Annotated in this window: 19 protein-coding genes and 1 tRNA gene; 16 read left to right on the forward strand and 4 right to left on the reverse strand. The window is 61.8% G+C overall.

What is annotated here, in order from left to right; genetic code table 11:
* The first annotated feature begins 189 nt into the window (after positions 1-189).
* The 4 genes from BSG08_RS13555 to BSG08_RS13570 all read left to right on the forward strand — a co-directional run bounded on the left by BSG08_RS13555 (position 190) and on the right by BSG08_RS13570 (position 6,824).
* Entirely contained in the window at positions 190-3,144 is a 2,955-nt protein-coding gene (locus BSG08_RS13555; RefSeq protein WP_093037950.1) for an autotransporter outer membrane beta-barrel domain-containing protein, read from the forward strand.
* Positions 3,145-3,215: 71 nt separating this feature from the next.
* The gene (locus tag BSG08_RS13560) at positions 3,216-4,307 is read left to right on the forward strand and encodes a TIGR03032 family protein (protein ID WP_093037952.1); all 1,092 of its coding nucleotides are present in this window, start codon (positions 3,216-3,218) and stop codon (positions 4,305-4,307) included.
* Positions 4,308-4,625: 318 nt separating this feature from the next.
* A complete protein-coding gene (locus BSG08_RS13565) occupies positions 4,626-5,390 on the forward strand; it encodes an acyl-homoserine-lactone synthase (RefSeq protein WP_245770705.1) in 765 nt (254 codons plus the stop codon).
* Between the two features lie 303 nt (positions 5,391-5,693).
* Complete coding sequence (locus BSG08_RS13570; RefSeq protein ID WP_175544791.1) at positions 5,694-6,824, forward strand: response regulator; 1,131 nt, start codon at positions 5,694-5,696, stop codon at positions 6,822-6,824.
* A 49-nt stretch (positions 6,825-6,873) separates the two neighbouring features.
* Here the strand turns inward: BSG08_RS13570 and BSG08_RS13575 are convergent, their stop codons facing one another.
* Positions 6,874-8,247 (reverse strand): cytochrome P450, encoded by a 1,374-nt coding sequence (locus BSG08_RS13575; protein WP_093037958.1) that lies wholly within the window; start codon positions 8,245-8,247, stop codon positions 6,874-6,876.
* 454 nt (positions 8,248-8,701) lie between these two features.
* Between BSG08_RS13575 and BSG08_RS13580 the strand changes: the two genes are divergently transcribed.
* Both BSG08_RS13580 and BSG08_RS13585 read left to right on the forward strand, forming a co-directional pair.
* Positions 8,702-10,093, forward strand: a complete 1,392-nt coding sequence (locus BSG08_RS13580) for a sensor histidine kinase (protein WP_093037960.1) — start codon at positions 8,702-8,704, stop codon at positions 10,091-10,093.
* A gap of 42 nt (positions 10,094-10,135) precedes the next feature.
* A complete protein-coding gene (locus BSG08_RS13585; RefSeq protein ID WP_093037963.1) occupies positions 10,136-11,359 on the forward strand; it encodes a response regulator in 1,224 nt (407 codons plus the stop codon).
* Positions 11,360-11,369: 10 nt separating this feature from the next.
* Here BSG08_RS13585 and BSG08_RS13590 read toward each other — a convergent pair whose 3' ends face one another.
* On the reverse strand, positions 11,370-12,800 hold the full coding sequence (locus tag BSG08_RS13590) for a Glu/Leu/Phe/Val family dehydrogenase (protein WP_093037966.1): 1,431 nt from the start codon (positions 12,798-12,800) through the stop codon (positions 11,370-11,372).
* A gap of 313 nt (positions 12,801-13,113) precedes the next feature.
* On the opposite strand from BSG08_RS13590, the gene BSG08_RS13595 reads away from it, so the two are divergent.
* The 3 genes from BSG08_RS13595 to BSG08_RS13605 are packed head-to-tail and all read left to right on the forward strand — an operon-like array spanning position 13,114 to position 15,996.
* Complete coding sequence (locus BSG08_RS13595) at positions 13,114-14,892, forward strand: pilus assembly protein TadG-related protein (RefSeq protein WP_093037969.1); 1,779 nt, start codon at positions 13,114-13,116, stop codon at positions 14,890-14,892.
* The gene (locus BSG08_RS13600) at positions 14,889-15,425 is read left to right on the forward strand and encodes a TadE/TadG family type IV pilus assembly protein (RefSeq protein ID WP_093037972.1); all 537 of its coding nucleotides are present in this window, start codon (positions 14,889-14,891) and stop codon (positions 15,423-15,425) included. The genes BSG08_RS13595 and BSG08_RS13600 overlap by 4 nt, the downstream gene beginning before the upstream one ends.
* A gap of 7 nt (positions 15,426-15,432) precedes the next feature.
* Positions 15,433-15,996, forward strand: a complete 564-nt coding sequence (locus tag BSG08_RS13605; protein ID WP_139274575.1) for a TadE/TadG family type IV pilus assembly protein — start codon at positions 15,433-15,435, stop codon at positions 15,994-15,996.
* Between the two features lie 10 nt (positions 15,997-16,006).
* On the opposite strand, the gene BSG08_RS13610 is transcribed toward BSG08_RS13605, so the two are convergent.
* Entirely contained in the window at positions 16,007-16,498 is a 492-nt protein-coding gene (locus BSG08_RS13610; RefSeq protein ID WP_093037977.1) for a hypothetical protein, read from the reverse strand.
* Positions 16,499-16,648: 150 nt separating this feature from the next.
* On the opposite strand from BSG08_RS13610, the gene BSG08_RS13615 reads away from it, so the two are divergent.
* On the forward strand, positions 16,649-17,560 hold the full coding sequence (locus tag BSG08_RS13615) for a pirin family protein (RefSeq protein WP_093038249.1): 912 nt from the start codon (positions 16,649-16,651) through the stop codon (positions 17,558-17,560).
* A gap of 38 nt (positions 17,561-17,598) precedes the next feature.
* On the opposite strand, the gene BSG08_RS13620 is transcribed toward BSG08_RS13615, so the two are convergent.
* Positions 17,599-18,186: a TetR/AcrR family transcriptional regulator gene (locus tag BSG08_RS13620; RefSeq protein ID WP_093037981.1), complete on the reverse strand. Its 588-nt coding sequence runs from the start codon at positions 18,184-18,186 to the stop codon at positions 17,599-17,601.
* 108 nt (positions 18,187-18,294) lie between these two features.
* On the opposite strand from BSG08_RS13620, the gene BSG08_RS13625 reads away from it, so the two are divergent.
* The 6 genes from BSG08_RS13625 to BSG08_RS13650 all read left to right on the forward strand — a co-directional run bounded on the left by BSG08_RS13625 (position 18,295) and on the right by BSG08_RS13650 (position 23,977).
* Positions 18,295-18,591: a hypothetical protein gene (locus BSG08_RS13625; RefSeq protein WP_093037984.1), complete on the forward strand. Its 297-nt coding sequence runs from the start codon at positions 18,295-18,297 to the stop codon at positions 18,589-18,591.
* 96 nt (positions 18,592-18,687) lie between these two features.
* A complete protein-coding gene (locus BSG08_RS13630) occupies positions 18,688-19,974 on the forward strand; it encodes a homoserine dehydrogenase (protein WP_093037987.1) in 1,287 nt (428 codons plus the stop codon).
* 80 nt (positions 19,975-20,054) lie between these two features.
* Positions 20,055-21,020, forward strand: a complete 966-nt coding sequence (gene glpX, locus BSG08_RS13635) for a class II fructose-bisphosphatase (RefSeq protein WP_093038252.1) — start codon at positions 20,055-20,057, stop codon at positions 21,018-21,020.
* Positions 21,021-21,089: 69 nt separating this feature from the next.
* Positions 21,090-22,844 carry a single-stranded-DNA-specific exonuclease RecJ gene (gene recJ / locus BSG08_RS13640; RefSeq protein WP_093037990.1) on the forward strand — a complete coding sequence of 585 codons (1,755 nt, stop codon included), beginning with the start codon at positions 21,090-21,092 and terminating at the stop codon, positions 22,842-22,844.
* Between the two features lie 112 nt (positions 22,845-22,956).
* A tRNA-Glu gene (locus BSG08_RS13645) sits at positions 22,957-23,031 on the forward strand.
* Between the two features lie 202 nt (positions 23,032-23,233).
* Positions 23,234-23,977, forward strand: a complete 744-nt coding sequence (locus tag BSG08_RS13650; RefSeq protein ID WP_093037993.1) for a CbiX/SirB N-terminal domain-containing protein — start codon at positions 23,234-23,236, stop codon at positions 23,975-23,977.
* The last annotated feature ends 60 nt before the right edge of the window (positions 23,978-24,037 follow it).

The raw sequence follows: 24,037 nt of genomic DNA on the forward strand, positions 1-24,037 counted from the left end.
CCTGCGGAATTCAGGCACTGATACCACCGAACAACGGCGTGAGACGGATCGTTCCTGTCAAAGGGCGCTCACATCGCATCACGAGCGATCACGATAAGTTCATGAAGTGTCGATGCAACCTGATGCTACGCAAAGAAAAGCTCTGAACGATCTGACTCGAAATAGAAATTTTCCTCGCGGGAGTGTGAGATGCGTGCTGTCGGCTCGACGAAAGTGTTGTTTCCCCTGGCCGGCAGCGCCGGAATTACGGCAAGACAGAGACAGCTTGGCGCACTGCGCCTCGGGGTTTCGTGGCTTGCACTTGCGGTTGTGATGGCTGCCGGACCCAACCCCGCCCATGCAGCGGACGAGTGCGGTCCCGCCGTCCCTGGCGGGACGGTGACCTGCGGCCCGACCGGCAATCCGACGAACCACTACCCTGACGGGATCCTCTACGGCAACGTCGGGGTGCCGGTTCCGGACCTGACGGTGGTCATCGAGGATGGCGTCATCATCGGCACCACCGGAGATTCCCAGGCAGCCATGACGCTGTTCGGCTCGGGCGACGCGGTGGTGGACGTGGGCGTGGCCACGATCTCGACCCGTGGTGTCACGTCGAACGGCATCTGGGCGCGCAGCTACACCGGGACCGCCACGATCACCTCGGAGGCGGCCGTGAGCACCGAAGGCAGTTCGTCCATGGGCATCTACGGCAGCAGCTTCAGCACGGCGCCCGGCGCCGACGTGACCATCACATCCATCGGCCCTGTCCTGACGCGCGGCAACTATGCGAACGGCGTGATGGGTGTCACCGGCGACGGGCTCGTCTCCATAACAACCGGCCGGGTGACAACAGAAGGCTTCCTGGCCAGGGCCATTCGCGCCACGGCGTTCGACGGCGCGGTTTCCGTCACCACGACCGACGTGGTCGAGACCCGTGGAGACGATTCTGTCGCCATACGCATTGACGGCGGCGAGGGTGTGAGGATTGACGGGCAGGCCGCAATTCAAACCCGGGGCAGCTTCAGCGACGGAATCCTCGCACGCGCCTACGGTGGCACAGTCGACGTCGACGTGACCAGCGTCGGAACCCTTGGCAACGGGTCTGCGGGCATGTTCGTATCGAACTACGGCACCGGCGCGGGCAATACCGTCTCCGTCACATCCACAGACCAGATCACGACCGAGGGCAGCAACGGGATAGGGATCTTCGCCCTCAGCCGCGGCGGGGCAATCGACATCGAAGTCGTCGATGTCACCACCACCGGGGCGGGCGCCACCGGGATCTATGCCCGCAATTATGCGGCCGGCGCCAACGGCGCGGTCTCGGTCACGGTGACGGGCAACGTCGTAGCCACCAACACCACCGCGCGCGCGATATCCGTGAGGGGCGCGCAGTCGCATATCGTCATCACCGAGACGGGGCTCGTAACCTCGGGGCAGTCCGACTCGATCAACTCCGTCTCGAGCACGATCGATACCGTCGATGTGCATGGCACGCTGGCGGGAACGGCGCGCCTGAACGCCGGCGACGACCGGGTCACCTTCTACTCCACCGCCGATCTGTCGCGGCTCACCCTTGTCGATGCCGGAACGGGGACGGACGCGCTCACCTTCGACGGGCTCGCGGGGGTGCTCGATCCCGCCATCTTCACGAATTTCGAGACGATCACATTCGACAACGGGTCGGATTTCGTGGCGGCCCCGGCAGGCGCCTCGGTGCTGAGCGCGTCGCAGGGCCTGTTCCTGAGCAACAACTCGGCGCTGCGGCTTGGCGATCTCGACGACATCTTCGGCAGCGTGTCGATCGACGCGACCTCGCGGCTGGTGGCGCGCGGCGACAGTCCGGGCATCAACAGCATCACCGGAGACCTCACGCTGGCCGGGCGGCTCGACCTGACCGATGGCGCGGCCGACGACCGCACGGATGTGAGCGGCAGCCTGATCGGTCAGGGCGGCACCATCGCGCTCGACGTGCTGTTCGGCGGCGGCGGAGTGGCGGCGGCGGACCGTCTCACCTTTGGCGGCGACATAACGGGAACCGCCTTTCTCGAGATCAACCCGATCTTCGGTGGACCGCTGGCCGGAGGCCCGGTTCCGCTGATCACCTTCGGCGGTGCGATGATGGGGAATATCCAGCTTGCACAACCGCTCGATTTCGGCGGCATCGTCTTTGAACTTGCGCAGACGGGCAACAGCTTCACACTCGCGCTGGTCGAGCAGGGGCTGGTGGCCGATGTCGCGGAAAGCGTGGCGTTGGGCGCCGCCTTTGCGCCCGTTCTCCAGAGTCTCTTCGGCGATCTGGGCGCGCGTATCGGCACCGGGGATGCCCTGCGCCGTCCGGGGCTGGGCGCCGAGCCGCCGGGCCTCTGGGGCCGGATCGCCGGGGCCGATCACGATGGCGAGGCGGGCAACGGAACCCGCGGGGTAGATTTCGAGATCGACCAGTTCGTGCTTCAGTTCGGCGCGGACGTCCTGCGGGCCGAGACAGCGGGCGGCACACTGATCGGATATGCGATGGCGCAATATGGCACGGCGGACGGCGATGCCTATCAGCAGGGTATGGCCTCGACCGGGTTCAGCGCCACAAGTTACGGCATAGGGTTGGGTGCCACCTGGTATGCGGCGGACTCGGACACCTATGCGGACATCGCGGGCATGGTGAACTGGCATGACCTCGGCGTCACGGGGCCGGACGGCGACGCGCTCTCCTATACGCTGGGAATAGAGGGCGGCACACGCCTGCCGCTGGGCGGCGCCCTGTCGCTCGCACCGATGGGACAGATCGTCTACAGCAACGCGGATATCGACCGGCTGTCCCGACCAACCATGGTCGATCCGGCGGGCTCGATCACCTTTGACCGGGCCGAAAGCCTGGTGGCGCGCGGCAACCTGATGCTGGAATATGCGATCGACCCGATGTCCTCGGTGCAGATCGGCGGCGGTCTCGCCTATGAGTTTCTGGGCACCAGCGAGACGCGCTTTGGGTTCGGGTCGGTCAGCAAGACCGATCACGGTGGTTTCAGCGGTGAGATCGCGGCGCGCGGACAGGTGCGGCTGGCCGAGGCGCTCACCGTCTTTGGTGATGTGCGGGTCAGCAGGGCCTTCGATTCTGCCGGGATCGACAGCCTGTCGGGCCAGATCGGGATCCGGATGGATTTCTGACTCCGGCCATTATGCAGGTTGCCGGCGACGTGGCCGTCGGGCATGACAGCACTGATGACGCGAGGCGAGGCATGACCGAAGAGAGCGACGCGGAGGCAGCAGCGCCAGGCGCAGCGACGGCCGGCATAAGCTGCTCGGCGGGGTTTGCGGATTGGCTCGGATGGCATGGCATAAGTCTTGCCTTCACCTCTTACCAGACCGGGCAGCTGTTTCTCGTCGGGCACCACCCGAACGGTCAGGTTGCGTTTCACCAGCACGGTTTTGGCCGTGCCATGGGTCTCTGGACGACACCCGAACGGCTCTACATGGCGACATCGGCCCAGATCTGGCGGCTTGAAAATGTGCTGATGCCCGACCAGCGAGCCAACGGGCGCTTTGATCGGTTGTTCGTGCCGCGCAACGCGCAGACGGTGGGTGAGACCGACATCCACGAGATTGCAGTGGAACCACGGGGACGCATCCTGTTTGTCAACACGCTGCATTCCTGTCTTGCCACGGTCTCGACCGTGCATGGCTTTCGCCCGGTCTGGAAGCCGCCCTTCATCTCGCGCCTCGCGGCCGAGGATCGCTGTCATCTGAACGGGCTGGCGATGGAGAACGGGCGTGCGCGCTATGTCACTGCCGCCTGCCGGTCGGACGTGATCGGAGGCTGGCGCGACCGACGCGCCGAGGGCGGGTTGATCATCGACCTCGCCGAGGATGACCGGATCGTGACCGAGGGGCTTTCCATGCCCCACTCGCCCCGCCTGCGGGGTAGCGAACTCTACGTGCTCGACAGCGGCCGCGGCCAGCTTTGCCGTGTGGATCGCCTGACCGGCAGCGCAGAGCCCATCGCCTTTCTGCCCGGATTCCTGCGCGGGCTCGCGTTTGTCGGGAACCATGCCATCGTGACGCTCTCGCTGCCGCGCGAAGCCTCGTTCAGCGGTCTCGCGCTCGACGAGGCACTGCGGATCCGCGATGCAGAGCCCTGGTGCGGCGTGCAGGTGATCGACCTTGCGAGCGGCGATGTGGTGCAATGGATTCGCCTTGGCGGCCCGATCCGGGAATTGTTCGATGTGGCGGTTCTGCCGGGGACTGCCACCCCCATGTCGATCGGCGCCACCGACGGCGCCGAGGCACATGTCACATGGGAACCCGACTTTGCCCCTCTCCATGGCGGTTGAGAGCGGATTTCGGCGCACTTCCGATTTCCGGGGAGCATAGAAGATCGACCATCAGGCGGTTCGAAACCCCTTCAACTGCGGGCGCGCCCTCTGATCCCCTGCGGCATCGGAAATTACAGTGCCGCCACCCTCATCGGGTGTCGATGTGCGCCTGCGGCAGCATCGCTGCCCGTCTGAAAACGGGTTCGCTACCGCCTGACCTCGCCACGGATGTGACCGATTCACCCGACACGAATCTAATATGTGCTCTACTACCATAAGGCTATGGACAGCCCTCGAAGAAAAAAGTCATATGTAAGGCAAAATTGAGAGCAGATCATGAAACATGCCTGGACGCTTTTTGGGTCGATGACAGCGCCCTCGACATCGCAAGTGCGAGACGGTGAGCCGTCTGACCGGCCGCCGATAGTAAAGATGCCACGTCGTATCCGTGAAGCGGTGCGACAGGACTCCCGGCAGGCGGTCGATGAGACCGCCAATATTCTGACCGCGGACATGTCCTTTCAGAACATGAACAACTTCGGAAACCTGTTTCCGAAATACCTGAAAGCGCGCAAATCCGTCTTCATCGACCGCCTCAACTGGCACGTTTCCGAAACCGAAGGGATGGAGTTCGATCAGTACGATACGCCATTCTGCCGGTGGGTGGTTCTGGTGGAATTCGGTGACATCATCGGAGGGGTTCGCCTGATGCCGACCACGGCAGCTTGCGGCATTTACAGCTACATGCTCCGCGACGCGCACCTCGGTTTGCTCGAAGACTTTCCAACCGATGTGCTTTTCATTGAACCTCCTGTGGACATTGAGGCCTGGGAAGCGTCACGCTTCTTTATCAAGGACAGCATTCCGGGGACGAGACGGTTGCTCATCCAGAGCCGGCTCTTTTCGGAGATGAACCGTGTCGCGGAAGAGAACGGGGCAAAATACATTCTGGGTATCGTGCCTGCGGTATGGGCTCGCTGGGCGAGGCGACTGAACGTCACGGCCACCCCTATCGGCGCGCCATTCAGCATCGAAGGCAGCCGCAGCCAGTCGGTGCTTTTCCGGGTGGAACCGCCGGACCGCTGCGCGCGGACGCCGTAACAGCCCCGGACACACTGCGTGTCCGGATGGCTTCTCACAACAGCCCCTGCCCCGGATCCGTTAACGGGAGGGCCATTTTTCTGCGCTCTGAGCCTGTGCGCCGCCCGCCGATTGTTGCGGATCCAGACCCAATCCCCGTGCATTCTGCCACCTATCTCCAAAGCGGGAACGCAAAATGGATATTATGTCAGAAACATGTCGAGAAAATCCAAAACGGCCCATATTTGGCCTAAAAATCGGCAAATTCGTAAAGCATCTTTCAATGTTGAAGTCCGATCAACACTCTTCTGGCCGAAAGCAGACATGAAAGATGACACCACCATTTTTCAGCGAAGGCTGAAGGATCGAGCGCGAGAGGCACAGCATCAGATGCGCGTGCTCATCGTCGATGATGATCCAAGCATCCTGCACGTATTGCAGACGGCGCTCGCAGCAATCGATAACTACAGCGTGGCTGTCGCCGCCTGCGCTGATTCCGCGCTTGACATGATCGAAGGAGCTGAGACGTCGTTCGACTGTTTCCTGCTCGATATCCAGATGCCCGAAACCGACGGCATCGTCCTGCTGCGGAAAATTCGCAGGATGCCGGACTATTCCGAGACCCCGATCATCATGCTGACGGCAATGAGCGAACGCAATTATATTGACGACGCCTTTATTGCCGGTGCGACAGATTACATCACGAAACCTTTTGACCTGATGGATCTGCGCGGTCGGATGAATGCGGCGCGGCGTCTCGTGAAAGAGAAACTCAGGACCGAAGAGACCAAGCGGGCTGTCACGATTCTGAAACAGGAGCTTCAGAAGAATACACAGTTCAATTTCGACGATCCTCTGGTGATTGAGGGTGCCGACCGGCACCTGCGTTTCATGCAGTTCAACAACTACATTGATCAGTTGTCGCGCGGCCAGATTTTCAAATCGCATTGCCTGGCTATCCTGTTGCAGGATGCGCAGACCCTCTATGATGTCACCGATTGCGGATATTTCCGTCATGTCGTCAACGAAACCGCGCTCTGCCTGCAGTCCGCGACATCGGATCTCGATTGCATGTTCTCCTACCGGGGCAGCGGCCTGTTCCTGGTGATCGTCCATGATGACGAGTCCCTGCGCGCATTCCCGACCGAAGAAAAGCTCAACCACTATGTTCAGGCGATGCTTGGCGAGCGCGGAAGCGCGGATTCCTGGGTGCAGGCGCTTGTGGGCAAGCCTTTCTCGATGCGCTCACTGTCGCGTTCGGGTATCGATGCGGCGATAAATCGCGCTGTCGACAGCGTACAGCAGCGCGAGATCATTTTCCGTCAGGGCGATACACGACCTGTAGACGATCCAACTGACGCAGGAACCCAGCGCGGCACACATACGCGTCGCAGGATCTACGAGCGTGTGCTCATGGAGCTTTACGGCGAAGAGAGCTATCTCAATCTGAAATAACCGGATCCATGTATCCAATTATCCCGACGTATCGTACGTTTCGGTTGCTTCAAATCGGGCGGGCATTCAGGATGATGGGGCCGCCGGGACGCATCGTGAACGTCAATACCGGGCGCGGAACAGGCGTGGCCGTCATCGAGAAAACGATGCAACGTAAGACCGATGCCATAAGCACCATAAGTTCTGTTTCCGCATACTGGGCCCCGATGCATACCCTTGGCCCGTCGCCAAACGGAATGAACTGACCTCTGGGAACGGTTGTGCCGAGAAAGCGCTCGGGCCTATACAAGTTCGGAGACTCCCAAAGGCACACGTTGCGATGCAATGAATAGACCGGAAAGAAGAGCGCGTCGCCCTTCTCGAACCGAATACCCTTGATCGTGAGTTCCGCACCCGCATCCCTGGCAAAGAACGCCGCCGAGGGATAAAGGCGCAACGTCTCGCGGATATGCGCCCGCAGCAGCGGCATTTTCTGGATATCATCGTAGGTTATCGGGGCCTCGGGTGAGACAGATCTGATTTCGTTGCGGATTTCGGCCTGAACATCCGGATGGAGCGCCAGCAGGTACACACCCCAGGCAAAGGCATTGGCAGAGGTTTCGTGCCCCGCCACCACAAAGGTCAGCAGATTGTCCACCGTTGTTTCGATATCCTCGAAATCCTCTTCGAGCGCGGCAATCATCAGGTCGAGAAAATCCAGAGGTTCGGGCCGGTTCTCGTTGCGGCGTTCTTCGATGACCTGCCTTGCCAGCCAGCGCATGCTGGTGACCGGCTGTTTGCTTCTGAACCACTTTTGCCTCGGCAGCCAAGACGGCAGCCCCATGAGATCGAACAGGGAAATCAGGGTGATGTATTCGAAATACTTTCTGAGCCCTACCCGGATCTCCTCGGCGCTGACTTCCTCGTTGCCTGCAAACATAACACGGGAGATGTTTGTCAGCGTCGCAGCGGGGCCCATCTGCGCGGCGTCGACCAGCCCGTGACCTTCCGCCAGAGAATCGGCCATCTCCATCCCGGTTTCGGCAAAGTGCTGCGCCAGCATCGGCAGGTTGCGCGCCGCAAAGAGCGGCGAATAGCGTCGGCGCTGCGCCTTCCATTTCTGACCTTCCGAGAGGATGAGGCCATTGCCGACCGCGGATCCGATGATGTCCTTGGTGAACTTTGCTTTCGGAAAATCACGGCCCTTGCCGACCAGCAGTTCGGTGACGATTTCGGGATCGCAGATATAATGAATGTTCAGTGGTCCCCGCAGATAGGTCTGCCGGGTGGTTTCGATGGGGATGACTTCCAGCATGTTCCGACCGGCATGACGCGCGAATTCGAGCAGACCTATCGGCTTTTCAGCCAACTTTGCCTGAACAGGCGTCACGGAATCGCGCGCCTCTTGCGTCTTGCCAACCCTATGCAGTCCGTCTGGAGCCATCTTTGATTTCACGCCGCTCGTTTCAGTTCTTGTGTTGCATCACCTCGCCAGACGTATGACACATTTTGTCAGAACGAATACTGATGGAACGCTCTGGACGTTCGTTCGGTTCGCAAACAACCGGATCACCAGAACCACAATATCGGCACGACCATGTTCAACGTAGGGGCGGCAATGAAGTTTTCATGCCCAAGCAGCAAGACCGTATCAGACCTGTTCGATTTGACAATAGAGGCTCCATGCGGGCGCGCGCGAACACGGGCTGCCGTTGCCGCCATGAAACAGGTCGAAGGACATCACCTGCCCCAAAGGATGCACCCGGATGAATCCGCCCCCGATACCATCCATTTGGCTCCGGCATGTGCCGCGTGCCAAACTTTGAACTGAATGCGGACGGAATCTTTGCACGAACATGTGCGAAGTAATGAAATGCTCAACCGTAGGCCCTGCGCAAATGAAGCCCATCGACGTATCGCAGTTTGACAGTGAAATTGCAGCCAACCGCGAACGGCTGCTGCAAAACCTGAAAGACTACACCGCAATGGCCTTTGCGCTGCTGTGGCAGAGGCAGGCGATTTTTCTGTCTGCCACCATTCTGACGGCATTCTACTTCGATCCGGTGAATGCGGTGCTGTTCTATGTCGTCATCCTGTTCTGCGAACTTCAGGACTATCTGCTTGCCAGGCGCGTCTCCAGGCTGCGTCCAAACGAGCAAAAGGCCATTTCGATCGCGCTGAGCGGGATACTTCTCAACACCTTCCTGAGCGCCAGTGCGATCTGCATCTATGCCGTCTCGGTTGCCTTCAGCCAGAAGGCCGGCGGACATTTCACGCCCCTGTTCTTTCTGTTCGCCGCAGCGCTCTTTGCTGCGATGAACAACCATCAGCTTGTGCCGGCCCTTGCGATCAGGCTCACGCTTTATGGTATTTCCTTCGTCGTGATCACGCTCCGGGATCTGTGGGTGGAAAAGCCGCCCGTGACATCCGAACTCTGGCTGCACTTCTTCACGGTGCTTTTCGTGATGTATTTCCTCATCGATTGCTCTGTTGTCTTCCTGAAGCTCTATCGCAAGAATCTTGCCTCGATGGAGACCCTGAAGCAGGAACATGCCCGCACAAAGGCGGCCTATCTCGTGAAATCGCAATTCGTGGCCACCGTGAGCCACGAGTTGCGCACACCGCTCACCTCGATAAAACTGTCGCTTGATCTTCTCAATTCGGGCGCCCTTGGTCCCGTCCCGGACAAGATGAAAAGCATCGTCGAAACCGCCGGGCGCAATGGTGAACGACTGTCCAAGCTGATCGACGATCTGCTCGACCTGCAAAAGATCGAGGCAGGCGAAATGACCTACCGGATGGAGACGCTGGACGTAAAGTCGTTCCTACGCGACTCCATGGATGCCAATGCGCGCTTCGCCGAAGCGCAGGGCGTGGCGCTGATCCCGGATTATTCCGAGGATCCGCCGATACTCATCAAGGCGGACGAAATGCGCCTGATGCAGGTGATGTCCAACATGATCTCGAACGCGGTAAAGTTTTCCCACAAGGGCGGAAACGTCTTTGTCGGTTGTCACGACAAGAACGGCAAGACGACAATCTACGTCCGGGACAACGGTATAGGCATCCCCGAGGGCGCGCAGGACAAGGTTTTTGGAAAGTTCAGCCAGATCGACTCTTCGGATCGCCGGCAGGCTGGCGGCACGGGTCTTGGCATGAACATATCAAAAGAGATTGTCGAGCAATTCAACGGCAGGATCGACTACGTCAGTGAGCTTGGAAAAGGCACGACCTTCTTTGTCGAATTCCCGACGATAGCCAGCACAGAGCGTCATCCGCAACAAGCATGAGGCCGCCTCGTTCAGGGATTTCCTGAACCCGGCGGCGCCTGCATGGTCAGCCATCATTTCATGAGTCTGCGAGATACTTTTCAAAATTCCACCGCAATTGCGATCTATTTGAGGGTCAATCTACAGATATTTCGATTCGTTTCTTTCAGTGACCGCACGAAGAGGAGCCAGAGCAGAATGAGAATATTGGCGGTCGACGATGATCCAAGCATTCTGATGCTTCTCGATCACGCCCTCGGCATGTCCGATCATCATGATGTGACGCTGGCCTTTTCCGCCAGGGAAGCTCTGGACGCGATAGAACGCGATGAGGTGGATTTCGATTGCTTCCTGATCGACATTCAGATGCCCGAAATCGACGGCATTCATCTGACGCAGGTAATACGGCAAACACCGGGATATGAGCGCCATCCGATACTGATGCTGACGGCCATGCACGACAAGTCATATCTGGACAGGGCCTTCAGGGCCGGGGCCACCGACTATGTCAGCAAGCCGTTCGATTTCAGAGAGCTTCAATCCCGTATCTTCGACGCGCAGGGACTGGCCGTCGAAAAGGCGCGGTCGGTCTGCCGGATCGACAGGGCCCGGAACATCAAATGGTCACACGGCGTCGCCGGGGACACCGGGCCGGATCAGGTGATTGATCACGGAGGCGCAGATGGCCTGATTGCATACGGCGAATTCGACAACTACGTGCTGGAACTGGCGCGTCGCCCCCAGTGCAATGCCTCTGTCGTCGCGCTCAAGATCGCCGACCCGACACTGGGACATTCGGAAAGCTCGTTGAGGGAGTTTTCCTCGATGCTGCGCGAGGTCATCATCTGCATCAACGCTTCCTTGCCCAACCTCATGAGCTCCATCTCCTATCGTGGCAACGGGACGGTGCTTTGTGTCATGGACAGATATCTGAACGCGCCGAAGGAAATGATCGAGAGCGAGATCAACGCCCGCTTCCTCGACATCTCGACCGGGGCGAACATCGCAAAACTGCGGGTTTTCTTAGGGGATCCGGTACCCTTAAAGGCAGATTCAGATGCCGGAGTTCTGGAAGTGCTGTGGCAGGCGACAAACAGCGTCGAGAAGAGATTCGTCTCGAAAAAGGAAATCGCCACCATTTCAAAGCGCGTGCTGAACCGAAACCTGCTCTCTGACGAACAGCATCGTCTCGAACGCAAGGCCTACAAGTCGGTCATGAAGGACATCCTCTCGGACATGAATGACGATCACTGGATCCGAAAACTCTACAACAGGGCCAGCCGCTGAAACAGGTGCCTCACAACCCCATGGCGCGGTAACTTGCTGCCACCTTGGCGATCGAGACCAGATAGGCTGCGGTGCGCAGATCGGTCACATCCTGACGGCTGTGCCAGACCTCGCGCATCGACTGATAGGCCGAGCGCATGGTGTCATCCAGTCCCGAACGCACCAGTTCCAGTTCGCCCGCGCCGCGCAGGTATTTCTGCTTGAACCCCGGTGACAGCTCCCATGCGTCGCCGATGCCGCGGTTGAGGCGTTCCAGTTCGGTCACGATCAGATGATGCCGCGCCTCTTCCTGACGCCGCCCGATCCGGCCGAACCGGATATGGCTGAGGTTCTTGACCCACTCGAAATAGGACACGGTCACACCGCCGGCGTTGGCATACATGTCCGGGATGATCACGGTTCCCTTGTTGCGCAGGATATCGTCGGCACCCGCCGTCACAGGCCCGTTCGCGGCCTCAATGATCAGCGGCGCCTTGATCCGCTTGGCGTTCGATAGGTTGATCACCCCCTCCATCGCCGCCGGGACAAGGATGTCGCAGCTTGCCTCGAGCACATCCGCGCCCTTGGCATGGTGGGTGGCGTCGGGATAACCCTTGATGCCGTCATGTTTCACCATCCAGTCGCGCACTGATTCGACATTCAGCCCCTTGTCGTTGAACAGCGCCCCGTCGCGTTCTATGATCCCGGTGATGATCGCGCCATCCTCTTCCTGCAGGAACTTGGCGGCGTGATAGCCGACGTTGCCCAGCCCCTGCACGATGACGCGCTTGCCCTCCAGCGTGCCGCTCAGCCCGGCGGCCCTGACATCCTCCGGGTGGCGAAAGAACTCGTGCAGCGCATATTGTACGCCGCGTCCGGTCGCCTCGACCCGGCCCTGGATGCCGCCGCCGTTGATCGGCTTGCCCGTCACGCAGGCCCGGTAGTTGATATCGGTGGTGGCCATGCGTTTGTACTGATCGGCAATCCAGGCCATTTCGCGCTCGCCGGTCCCCATGTCGGGTGCCGGCACGTTCTGCGCCGGATGGATCAGATCGCGCTTGATCAACTCATAGGCAAAGCGCCGCGTGATCTGTTCCAGCTCGTGCTCTTCCCAGGCGCGCGGGTCCACGCATAGCCCGCCCTTTGATCCGCCGAACGGCGCATCGACCAGCGCGCATTTGTAGGTCATCAGCGCCGCCAGGGCCTCGACCTCGTCCTGATTGACGGCGAGCGAATAGCGTATGCCGCCCTTGACCGGCTCCATATGTTCGGAATGAACGCTGCGATAGCCGGTAAAGGTATGGATCTGCCCGCGTAGCCGCACGCCAAACCGCACGGTATAGGTGGCATTGCAGACGCGGATCTTTTCTTCCAGCCCCGGCGACAGCTCCATCAGTGCGGCGGCGCGGTTGAACATCAGATCCACACTCTCGCGAAAACTTGGCTCCTTGGTGGCTGTCATGACCTCTCTCCCCGTCATTATCATGTCTGTCCGAATAGGCCCGGATAATGAAATCATCGTTAAGGCTTGTGGCCGCTTTGTCCAGACCCAGCCGCCTGCGTCCTTGATCCGTCTCTCGGAAACGGGGCGTTCGGGTGCAGATTGTGCCAAGCAGGGAAACATTGGCGGACGGTTGCCTGGAATGTTCCGGGGCGTCCCCTTTTTCTCCGTGTTTTGCTGACACCTCGCCATAATTCTGCCACAGAATTCATGAATTTATCAGCGTGATAGAGTCCGTTCTGCGACGGACAGTATGTGTTGATGAGGTAACGAAATGAATTCGGCTCAAACTCACGGTAAGTGGCCCGTCGCCTTTCAGAAACTTTCCGGCGCTATACGCTACGAGCGCTTCCCCGCGCCGGTGAAGACATTTGCCGGCGAAGACGGCGGGGGCATTCTGCCGCTGACCCTCTTCATGACCGTACTCTTTCTCACCGTGGCCGGTCTGGGCATAGACACGATGCGTCACGAGATGGAACGCACACGCATTCAGGCCGCACTGGACCGCGCGGTGCTGGCGGGCGCGGCAGCCCGCAACAGCGTCGAAGCGCGCAATATCGTCGAGGATTATTTCGACAAGGCCGGCATGGCCAGTTATCTGCACGACGAGGCGGACGATGATATCTCTTCTTCGCTCACGTCCGCAAAGGTGACGGCCAGTGCCAGCAAGACGGTTGACACCTACCTGATGAAACTTTCAGGTGTGGAGACGCTGACCGCCGCCGGAACCTCGACAGCCGAAGTCAACATTCCCAAGCTCGAGGCCATTCTGGTGCTCGACGTTTCCGGCTCGATGGCCCAAAACTCGAAGATGCAGAACCTGCAAGCCGCAGCAAAGGATTTTGTGACGACGATCATGAACTCGTCCGAGACCGGCAATGCGGTCATGTCCATCGTGCCGTTCAGCTTTTCAGTGTCCCCGACCGAGGCTATGTACAATGCTCTCGCGGTGGACGAAAGGCACAAATACTCGACATGCCTGGAGTTCAAGGACAACGATTACACGCATTCGGAGTTGACCAGCGGTGCATCGGCACAAAGTAGCGGCATTCCGGTGAACCAGATGGTCTATACATCGGCTTACGGCAACTTCGATGACCTCAACCGCAGCTGGCGGTCGTGCTACAACGATGAGTATATGCGCATCCTGCCCTACTCCACCAGCATCACAGACCTGCACGCCAAGATCGACGCGCTGCAACCGGATGGCAACACCTCCGGCAACGAGGGCATGAACTGGGGCGCGGCGCTGCTCGACCCGACATTCCGGCAGGTGACCGCGTCGATGATTTCCGTGGGTGCGCTAAGTTCTTCCCTGTCGCACGTCCCCGAGGACTATGGTTCGCCCGATACGTTGAAGGCGATCATCTTCATGGGGGATGGCGAGAATACCACCTCCTATTTCTTTGACAGGAGCAATCCGAAATACCGTGGCAAATTCTCGGATCTGCACGAGATCGTGTTTCAGGATCGCGTGTTCAAATACGCCTACGACATCTACAACGTGGATCGCAGGAAATACGGATCCGACGGCGAGTCGCAATGCAATAAGCCGCGTTGGGAATGCGTATACGAGACAAATGGCGAGGCGGAATCCGTCTATTACCTGCGCAATCCGCTGACCGGAAGCTACTGGAGCATTTCGGAAGAAAAATGGATTACGAGCAGTGAATTTGGCAATCTCGATACTTCGATTGAGGGGTTCATCTCCAAGACGCAGCTCAACTGGGAAATCGCATGGGGTCTGATGTCGCCGAACTACTACGGCAACATCACCGGCGACTGGCGGCCATGGAACGATTACATGGGGTCGGAATACGTCGACGGTGCCAAGAAGAACACGCTGATGCAGAGCGTCTGCAGCGCGACAAAAACCGAGGGTGTTGTTGTCTACTCGATCGGCTTCGAAGTGCCCGAAGGCGGCACCGCAGACACCGAGTTGCGCAAATGCGCCTCGTCACCGGCTCATTACTACCGGGCTGACGGCGCCAACATCAACAATGCGTTCAGCGCAATTGCCGGGAACGTGAAACAGCTGCGGTTGACCCAATGATCCGCCTCCTGAAAAGCCGCCTCGCGCGGTTCAGGCGGGACGAGTCCGGCAGTCCGACGGTCGAGTTTGTGCTGGTCTTCCCGCTCTATCTGGGCCTGATGGCGCTGTCGGTCGAACTGGGTATGGTCACCTTGCGGCACACTCTGCTGGAGCGCGGCCTCGACATGGCCGTGCGCGAAGTGAGGCTTGGTACCGGCAGCGCGCCGTCGCATGACCAGATCAAGGTGCTCGTGTGCGAGAATGCCGTGATGATCTCGAGTTGCGAGAGCAACCTGCGCCTCGAGATGCGCCCAGCCGATATCAGGGTCTTCACCGCGCTGGATGCCACCGTGGACTGCACCGACCGCTCCGAGGAAAGCAAGCCGGTGCGCGAGTTCACTCCCGGCCAGCAGAACCAGTTGATGGTACTGCGCGCCTGCCTGAAATATGACCCCCTGTTTCCGGAGGGCATACTCGGCTCGGCGCTGACCAAGGATGTCAGCGGTCAGGCTGCGATCGTGTCAACCACGGCCTTTGTGCAGGAGCCGACCTGAGATGTTCATGTCTCGCCTCAAATCTCGGCTCTCGCGGTTCCGTGAGGATACCGGCGGCGTTGTAACCGTCGAGATGGTGATCACCATGCCGTTGCTGATCTGGGCTCTGGCGGCGACTTATGATTTTTTCGAGATCCATCGCCACAAGGCGGTTCGGGAAAAGGCCACCTACACCGTGGCCGACATGTTCTCGCGCGAGCAGGCGCCGGTAACCGACAGCTACATGGATGGTGCCCACGACCTGTTCAATTCCATGACCAATGACGATAGTCCTGTTCAGATTCGCGTGACCGTCGTGGTCTATGACGAAGATGAAAACCAATACAGCGTGGTCTGGTCACGCGTTCGCGGCACGGGCGCACTGGCCGCCCTGTCCGACGCCGAAGTGCGCTCCGGCGGTATTCCGCTTCCGAAAATGATCGACGGTCAGCAGATCGTGCTGGTCAGTTCCCTCTCGACCTACAACCCAGCCTTCAATGTCGGTCTGGAAAACAGTATTCGGGTGGAAACCAGCCAGTTCATGAATCTGCGCTTCGCGCCGCAACTGTGTTTCGAGACCACCTGCAGCTAGGCAACGCCCGTCATTTTCGCTGCCCGTCCGCCGCGCGCGCAGTGGCCAGCTCCGACATAAGTTCCGCCATCACCTTGGCTTGGGAACTTGCGGTGACACCGCCCACGCCGACCCGCCGCCCGAGCCGCCACCAGAGCCCCGGCTGCCACGCCTTCGGGGCTTTGCCATGCAGCCGGATCAGAAACCCGTTCGACGGTTTGAAAGCGAACACCCCGCGCTCGATCGCCGCCACATCGGCAAGCGGGGCAATCATCGTTCCGTCGCTGCTGCGCAGGCCCTCGCGCGTCAATTCAAGCTGTCCGCCTGTTGCACGCCACATCCGTTTCGCCAGCCAGAGCAACAGCGCACCCGTACCCAGCATGAAGAACAACCAGCCCGCCGGTGGCAACTGCACCAGCGCCAGATAGACCAGCATCAGCCCCAGCCCCGCCAGCGCCCCCACGCCCAACAGCCGCCGCCCCGTCGAGGCGCGCAGCACCATCAGCACTTCTCCATCCCGCATGCCGTCTCTCCCTTTGGTTCGGCTTTAACCCGGTTGCGCGCGCTTGGCGAGAACGAAGTCAAAAGCGCACAGCCGCCCTTCGCAATTGAACAGGCCGGGGCATTTTCTGCGCCCGGCCAGCGCCTATATATGCTGCGAAGGGAGACGATCATGTCAATCAGACCCGTACTCGAAACCCGCAGGGCGCAGCCGGCCATCGAAGGGGCCGGTGTGCATCTGCACCGCGCCTTCGGCTTTCACGACCCATCGGAGCTTGATCCGTTCCTGCTCTTCGACGATTTCCGCAACGACGACCCGGCGCGCTATACGCAGGGCTTTCCCTGGCATCCGCATCGCGGCATAGAGACCATCACCTATGTCCTCGCCGGAGAGGTGGATCACGGCGACAGCCTGGGCAACAGCGGTCGTCTGGGAGCGGGCGACGTGCAGTGGATGACTGCCGGGTCAGGCATATTGCACCAGGAAATGCCACGCGGCAACCTGCAGGGCCAGATGCACGGGTTTCAGCTCTGGGCCAACCTGCCCGCAGCGCTCAAGATGACCGCACCGCGCTATCAGGACGTGAAGGCGCCCGACATCCCGGAAATCACCGATGATGACGGCACGCGCGTCCGGGTCATCGTGGGCAGTTTCTGGGGCAGGCGCGGGCCGGTCGACGGAATCGCCGCCGATCCGCAATATCTCGACATCTCGGTGCCGCCGGGCGTCAGTAAGACGTTTAAAATAGATACCTACCGGCGCAGCTTTGCCTATGTGTTCGAGGGGGCGGGTGCCTTTGCCTACGCCTCTCGACCCACAGGCGTGCTGCTCGAGAAAGAGATCGCCGGACAAGAGGTCAATATCCGCGACATGTCCGGCAACAGAACGCTGATCCGCTTTGGCACCGGCGACGAAGTAACGGTGCAGGCTGGCCCCGACGGCATCCGCTTTCTGCTGATTTCCGGCGCGCCGATCGAGGAACCTGTCGCATGGCACGGCCCCATCGTGATGAACACGCAGGACGAACTGCGTCAGGCCATGGCCGATCTGCGCAACGGCACGTTCATCAGGCCCGCGCAGTAGGCACCCCTCCCCGGATCAGTCGCGAATGGTCCGGGGAATCAGGCCGCCACCGACTTGCGCACCATTTCCCAATAGATCGCCTCGACCTCCGCCAGGCTGAGCCGCCCCTGCTCGCGGAACCAGGTATTCACCCCTGTCAGCATCGCGATCACCGCCATGCTGGCGATGCGTGGCTCAGATACGGCAAAGACCCCCTCGCGCGCGCCCTGTCGCAGGATCGTCTCCAGCCGCGTCTCGTAATCCCGCCGCAAGCCTTCGATCACCTCGAAATTCTCGGGGCTGAGATTGCGCAACTCCATGTAGGAGACAAAGACCGCATCCGCCCGTCGGGTGTTGAACCGGATATGAAACCGTGTGAACGTCTCCAGCGCCCCAAGCGCGCCGCCGGTGGGGGTCTGTGAATCCCATGCGGCCAGCAAATCCTCCATATGCGTGCGCATCAGATCGTAGAGCAGCGTCTGCTTGTCCGGTGTGTAGTTATAGAGAGCGCCCGCCTGCACCCCCACGGCGCTTGCGATCTGGCGCATCGACACTGCGGCGAAACCATGCCGTGCGAAAAGCGCAAGCGCCGCCTCGCGCACGCGCGGGCCGGTGATATCGGAATGAGAGCCTTGGGTTCTTGCCATGCACATGATTTAACTGAACACACGTTCAAATCAAAGCCCCTGCTTGCTCTTTGCCCTCAAAGAGTGGCAAGACAGCGCCAGACCTGCCTGCACAAGGACCGATCCGCAATGCCGCGCCCCTACCCCCTAGCTCTGGCTGTCGTTGCTCTGGGGCTGATGGCGGGCTGCACCCAGTTTCCCGAACTCGACGCCCAGATCGCTGAACAAGATCGCAACGCCACCTATCCCGATCTCATTCCGGTCGAGGATATCACCAGCGGGATCCCGCCCAAAACGATCACGCCCCAGACCGGCGAGGACCTCGACCTCCGGGCCGAGGCGTTGCGGTCGCGGGCGGACCGGCTCAGGGGCGATGTCATCGACGAAGACACCCGCCGCCGCATGCAAACCGGCATCGACAGCTGAAAAGCAACGCCATTTCCACCCGAGCCGCGTTGCATGCCCCTTCTGAACCCGTTACATCGCGCCTCAACCTTTGCACAGTGACGATCGGAGCGCCCCATGAACTCACCCCTGCGTCTTGGCATTGCCGGATTGGGCACGGTCGGCACCGGCGTCGTCAGGATCATCCGGCAGAAGGCAGACCTTCTGGCCGTTCGCGCAGGCCGTCCGGTCACGATTTCCGCCGTCTCGGCGCGAACGCGCGACAAGGATCGCGGCGTCAGCCTGGCCGATTACGCTTGGGAGGATGACCCGGTGGCACTGGCGCGCCGCACGGATGTGGATGTGTTCGTCGAACTCATGGGCGGCTCCGATGGCCCTGCCAAGGCCGCGACCGAGGCTGCGATTGCCGCAGGCAAGGATGTGGTCACCGCCAACAAGGCGATGCTGGCGCATCACGGTCAGGCGCTGGCGCTCGCCGCCGAAAAGGCCGGGTGCGTGATCCGCTTCGAGGCTGCCGTTGCGGGTGGCATCCCTGTCATCAAGGCCCTGAGCGAGGGGCTGGCGGGCAACGAGATCACCCGAGTGATGGGGGTGATGAACGGCACCTGCAACTATATCCTGACCCGCATGCAGGCGACCGGCCAGGGCTATAACGCATTGTTCGAAGAGGCGGACAAACTGGGCTATCTGGAGGCCGATCCGAATCTTGACGTGGGCGGCATCGACGCCGGTCACAAACTGGCGTTGCTGGCGTCGATCGCCTTTGGCTGTCAGGTCGATTTCGGGGCGGTAGCCCTCGAAGGCATCCAGAACGTGACCATCGAGGATATCCGCCACGCCGCCGACATGGGTTATCGGATCAAGCTGCTTGGCGTGGCGCAAATGACCGGACGCGGGCTGGAGCAGCGCATGTCGCCCTGCCTGGTGCCGGACACCAGCCCGCTGGGGCAACTGGAGGGCGGCACCAACATGGTCGTGCTCGAAGGCGACAGTGTCGAACAGATCGTGCTGCGCGGCCCCGGCGCGGGCATGGGCCCCACCGCAAGCGCCGTGATGGGCGATGTAATGGATATCGCGCGGGGTTTGCGTCTCTCGACTTTTGGTCAGCCCGCGACCAGCCTCAGCCGCTGCAAACCTGCCAGCACCGCCACGCCCGCGCCCTATTACATGCGCATGTCGCTCATCGACAAACCCGGTGCTCTGGCCAAGGTGGCAACCCTGCTGGGCGAGGCCGGGATCTCCATCGACCGGATGCGCCAGTATCGACATGACGCGACGACCGCACCCGTGCTGATCGTCACCCACAAGACCACCCGCGACGCGCTCGACACCGCGCTCACCGGCATCAGCCGTCTGGATGTGCTGGCCGGACATCCCGTCGCGCTGCGGATCGAAACCGTTTGAACCTTGGCCGCACCACCGCCCTTGCCCGGGCGGGATACGGGCGCTAATGCTGTCCGGAGCAGATGAACAAGGACCATCCCATGACTTCTGACATTGCCTTCAATGACCGCCTGCTATCGCTCGGGCTGGCCCGCGTCGCCGAACAGGCCGCCCTGGCCTGCGCCGACCTGATCGGGCGCGGCGATGAGAAAGCCGCCGACCAGGCTGCCGTCAACGCCATGCGCAATCAGCTCAACATGCTGGCGATCCGGGGCGTCGTGGTCATCGGCGAGGGTGAACGCGACGAGGCGCCAATGCTCTATATCGGCGAAGAGGTCGGCACCGGTGACGGACCGGGCGTCGATATCGCGCTTGATCCTCTGGAGGGCACGACGCTGACGGCCAAGGCCATGCCCAACGCGCTGACGGTGATCGCCATGGCGCCGCGCGGCACGCTGCTTCACGCCCCCGACACCTATATGGACAAGCTCGCGATTGGACCGGGCTACGCGCCGGACGTGGTGTCGCTTGCCATGTCGCCCCGTGAACGGGTCGAGGCGCTGGCAGCGGCACGCGGCTGTCGCCCGTCCGAGATCACCGTCTGCGTGCTGGAACGCCCCCGCCATCAGGAAATGATCGCCGAACTGCGCGAAACCGGCGCGGCGGTGTTCCTGATCACCGATGGTGACGTCGCGGGCGTGATCCACTGCGCCGAATCCGAGCGCACGGGCATCGACATGTATATGGGCACCGGCGGTGCCCCCGAGGGCGTGCTCGCCTCGGCCGCGCTCAAATGCATGGGCGGGCAGATGTGGGGCCGCCTCGTGTTCCGGAACGACGATGAACGCGCCCGCGCCGCCAAGGCAGGGATCACCGATTTCGACCGGATCTATTCGCGCGACGAAATGGTTACGGCGGATGTGATCTTTGCCGCCACCGGCGTGACTGACGGCTCGATCCTCAGGGGCGTCCATCGCCGACCGGGCTATGTCGAGACCGAGACCCTGCTGATGCGCTCGCGCACCGGATCGCTGCGCCGGATGGTCTATCGCACGCCGATGGCGTGACCGACGCGACAACAGGCGGGGGCTCTGCCCCCGCACCCCCGAGGTATTTGGAGCCAGATGAATGAGGGGATGCGGCTGGTGACGGCCTTTCTAGGCGTTGAACATTCGCTCTCCGGGCGGCGCTGGACTGGCCCGGATGCGGAGACCGACCGGCAGGCCGAGGCGATGGCGCAGGCCACCGCCCTGCCCCGGCCGCTCTGTCAGACGCTCGCACGGCTGGGTGTGGCGGCAAACGGGGCCGAGGCCTATCTGACCCCCGCCCTGCGCGACCTTCTGCCCGACCCGCACAGCCTGCGCGACATGCAGGCCGCCGCCGCGCGGTTCCTGCGCGCGGTCGAGCGGCGCGAGCGGATCGCGATCTTTGCCGATTACGACGTCGATGGCGGCACTTCCGCCGCCCTGCTGATCGACTGGCTGCGGCAGATGGGGCAGCCCGCGCCCACATTGTATGTCCCTGACCGCATCGACGAGGGCTATGGCCCCAACGTGCCCGCCATGCGCGATCTGGCAAAGGCGCATGACCTGATTCTCTGCGTCGACTGCGGCACGCTCAGCCACGATGCGATTGCTGCCGTCGAGGGGGCCGATGTGGTCATCCTCGATCACCACCTGGGGGCCGAGACCCTGCCACCCGCCCTTGCCGTGGTCAATCCCAACCGACAGGACGAGAGCGGCGATCTGGCCCATCTGTGTGCCGCAGCGGTGGTGTTCCTGATGCTGGTCGAGGCGGGGCGTCAACTGCGCAGCGCGGGGCGGCAGGGCCCCGACCTGATGGATCTGCTCGATCTCGTGGCGCTCGCCACCGTCGCGGATGTGGCCCCCCTCATCGGCGTCAACCGGGCCTTTGTGCGGCAGGGGCTGCGCGTGCTGGCCGAACGCGGGCGGCCCGGTCTCGTGGCACTGGCGGATGTGGCGCGCATGGACAGCGCGCCGACCACCTATCACCTCGGCTTTCTGCTCGGTCCGCGCATCAATGCGGGCGGCAGGATCGGCAAGGCCGATCTTGGCGCACGGCTTCTGGCCACGAACGACCCCGCCGAGGCCCGCGCCATGGCCGAGGAGCTTGATCGTCTCAACACCGAACGACGCGAGGTAGAGGCCGCCGTGCGCGCCGCCGCGATGGAGCAGGCCGAGGCGCGCGGTCTCGACGCGCCGCTGGTCTGGGCCGCAGGCGAAGGCTGGCATCCGGGCGTCGTGGGGATCGTCGCCAGCCGCCTCAAGGAGACCACCAACCGCCCGGCCGTCGTGATCGGGCTGGACGGCGACGAAGGCAAGGGATCGGGCCGTTCGGTCTCGGGCATCGACCTTGGCGCCGCCATTCAGCGCCTCGCCGCCGAAGGCCTGCTGATCAGGGGCGGCGGGCACAGGATGGCCGCCGGTCTCACGGTGGCACGCGACCGGCTGGATGCAGCCATGGCGCGCCTCTCGGAACTGCTCGGCAGACAGGGCGCGGGCCGCGGCGGCCCCGCCGACCTGCGCCTCGACGGGATGCTGATGCCCGGCGCCGCCAGCCTCGAACTGGCCGAGCAGATCGAGGCGGCAGGCCCCTTTGGCGCAGGCGCACCCGGCCCGCGATACGTGTTTCCAGACTGCCAGATCAGCTTTGCCAAACAACTGGGCGAGAGCCACCTCAAGCTGCGCTTTGGCGATGGCATGGGGGCGAGCCTCGACGCGATCGGATTCGGGGCATTCGACAGCCCCCTCGGCCCCGCGCTGATGGCCCATGGCGGCGCGCGATTTCACCTTGCCGGACGGCTCGATATCAATATCTGGGGCGGGCGCAGATCGGTGCAGCTGCGGCTCGAGGATGCCGCCCCGGCCTGACCCGGACACCCGCCGAACGGCCCGCCGGATTTCCGCGCCGCAGGCGAAGTTTTTGCAAAATCCCTCTTGCGCCCCCCGCCCGTTTTGCCTAGTTACGCCTCACGCCAAAGCTGGCCCGTTCGTCTATCGGTTAGGACGCCAGGTTTTCAACCTGGAAAGAGGGGTTCGATTCCCCTACGGGCTGCCATGATCCCCTGATATCTCATTGCCGGAAAACGGTTTTAGAACTTGTGCGGCAGGGGTCGCGGCCGACAATCATGCAGTCCTGCGTCGACGTCACGAGAACGCGCCCTATTACTTGGAGGTAAGCAGGGATATAGTCCCTGTCCCAACCCATTACGGCGCGTCCCGGCCCCACACCGTCGATACCAGAACGACAGGAAAGCAGAATGTCCGCCACCAGATCCCCCGATCCCACAGCCTCAGAGACCAGCGCCGCGGCCATCATCGTCAGCCACGGCCAGCCCTCGGATCCCGATCCGGCCGAGGTTGATCTGGCGGAGTTTGCGGCCATGGTGGCGAATGCCCTGCCCGGCTGGCATGTGGGCTCGGCGACGCTCGCCCGCGAGGGGGCGCTGGATGCGGCACTGACGGCGGCGGGGCCTGCGCCGCTGATCTATCCGCTCTTCATGACGCAGGGCTGGTTCACCGGCGACAACCTGAAGGGGCGTGTTTCGACCACGCCCGGCGCGCGGGTTCTGGCCCCGCTGGGCGTGTCGCCCGACCTGCCCGTGCTGGCCGCAGATCACCTGCGCGCCGTGCTGGCGCGCGCGGGCTGGCAGGCCGGCGAGACGCGGCTTTTCATTGCCGGGCACGGGTCGGGGCGCAGCCCCAATTCGGCCCGCGACACCCGCGCCTTTGCGGATGCGCTGGCGCGGCTTCTGCCCTTTCGCGAACTGCGCGTCGGCTTTGTCGAGGAACCGCCCTACCTGGCCGATCAGGCGTTTGATCTGGGCGAGAAATCCATCTGCCTGCCGTTCTTTGCGGCCAAAGGCGGCCATGTGATCGACGACATACCGGATGCGCTGAACCTGGCCGGATTTCAGGGCGTGCGGCTCGATCCCATCGGCTGTGTGCCGGGGGTTGCCGCGCTGGTCGCGCGCGCACTCAGACAGGCAAGAACGCCCGCGTGAAGGGGGCGCGGAACCACCGTCTCGCCGGCAAAGAAAGGGGGGGCACGAGGCCCCCCAAGT

This window comes from Roseovarius azorensis, assembly GCF_900109455.1.
GTDB lineage: Bacteria > Pseudomonadota > Alphaproteobacteria > Rhodobacterales > Rhodobacteraceae > Roseovarius > Roseovarius azorensis.

Bases quoted from the DNA above. Each gene is read 5' to 3' on its own strand.
- BSG08_RS13620 (WP_093037981.1), bottom strand. From the start codon at position 18,186: ATGGCAAGAACCCAAGGCTCTCATTCCGATATCACCGGCCCGCGCGTG.
- BSG08_RS13565 (WP_245770705.1), top strand. From the start codon at position 4,626: ATGAAACATGCCTGGACGCTTTTTGGGTCGATGACAGCGCCCTCGACA.
- recJ (WP_093037990.1), top strand. From the start codon at position 21,090: ATGCGGCTGGTGACGGCCTTTCTAGGCGTTGAACATTCGCTCTCCGGG.
- BSG08_RS13570 (WP_175544791.1), top strand. From the start codon at position 5,694: ATGAAAGATGACACCACCATTTTTCAGCGAAGGCTGAAGGATCGAGCG.
- BSG08_RS13590 (WP_093037966.1), bottom strand. From the start codon at position 12,800: ATGACAGCCACCAAGGAGCCAAGTTTTCGCGAGAGTGTGGATCTGATG.
- BSG08_RS13650 (WP_093037993.1), top strand. From the start codon at position 23,234: ATGTCCGCCACCAGATCCCCCGATCCCACAGCCTCAGAGACCAGCGCC.
- BSG08_RS13575 (WP_093037958.1), bottom strand. From the start codon at position 8,247: ATGGCTCCAGACGGACTGCATAGGGTTGGCAAGACGCAAGAGGCGCGC.
- BSG08_RS13615 (WP_093038249.1), top strand. From the start codon at position 16,649: ATGTCAATCAGACCCGTACTCGAAACCCGCAGGGCGCAGCCGGCCATC.
- BSG08_RS13630 (WP_093037987.1), top strand. From the start codon at position 18,688: ATGAACTCACCCCTGCGTCTTGGCATTGCCGGATTGGGCACGGTCGGC.
- glpX (WP_093038252.1), top strand. From the start codon at position 20,055: ATGACTTCTGACATTGCCTTCAATGACCGCCTGCTATCGCTCGGGCTG.
- BSG08_RS13605 (WP_139274575.1), top strand. From the start codon at position 15,433: ATGTCTCGCCTCAAATCTCGGCTCTCGCGGTTCCGTGAGGATACCGGC.
- BSG08_RS13585 (WP_093037963.1), top strand. From the start codon at position 10,136: ATGGTCAGCCATCATTTCATGAGTCTGCGAGATACTTTTCAAAATTCC.
- BSG08_RS13595 (WP_093037969.1), top strand. From the start codon at position 13,114: ATGAATTCGGCTCAAACTCACGGTAAGTGGCCCGTCGCCTTTCAGAAA.
- BSG08_RS13600 (WP_093037972.1), top strand. From the start codon at position 14,889: ATGATCCGCCTCCTGAAAAGCCGCCTCGCGCGGTTCAGGCGGGACGAG.
- BSG08_RS13555 (WP_093037950.1), top strand. From the start codon at position 190: ATGCGTGCTGTCGGCTCGACGAAAGTGTTGTTTCCCCTGGCCGGCAGC.
- BSG08_RS13625 (WP_093037984.1), top strand. From the start codon at position 18,295: ATGCCGCGCCCCTACCCCCTAGCTCTGGCTGTCGTTGCTCTGGGGCTG.
- BSG08_RS13560 (WP_093037952.1), top strand. From the start codon at position 3,216: ATGACCGAAGAGAGCGACGCGGAGGCAGCAGCGCCAGGCGCAGCGACG.
- BSG08_RS13610 (WP_093037977.1), bottom strand. From the start codon at position 16,498: ATGCGGGATGGAGAAGTGCTGATGGTGCTGCGCGCCTCGACGGGGCGG.
- BSG08_RS13580 (WP_093037960.1), top strand. From the start codon at position 8,702: ATGAAGCCCATCGACGTATCGCAGTTTGACAGTGAAATTGCAGCCAAC.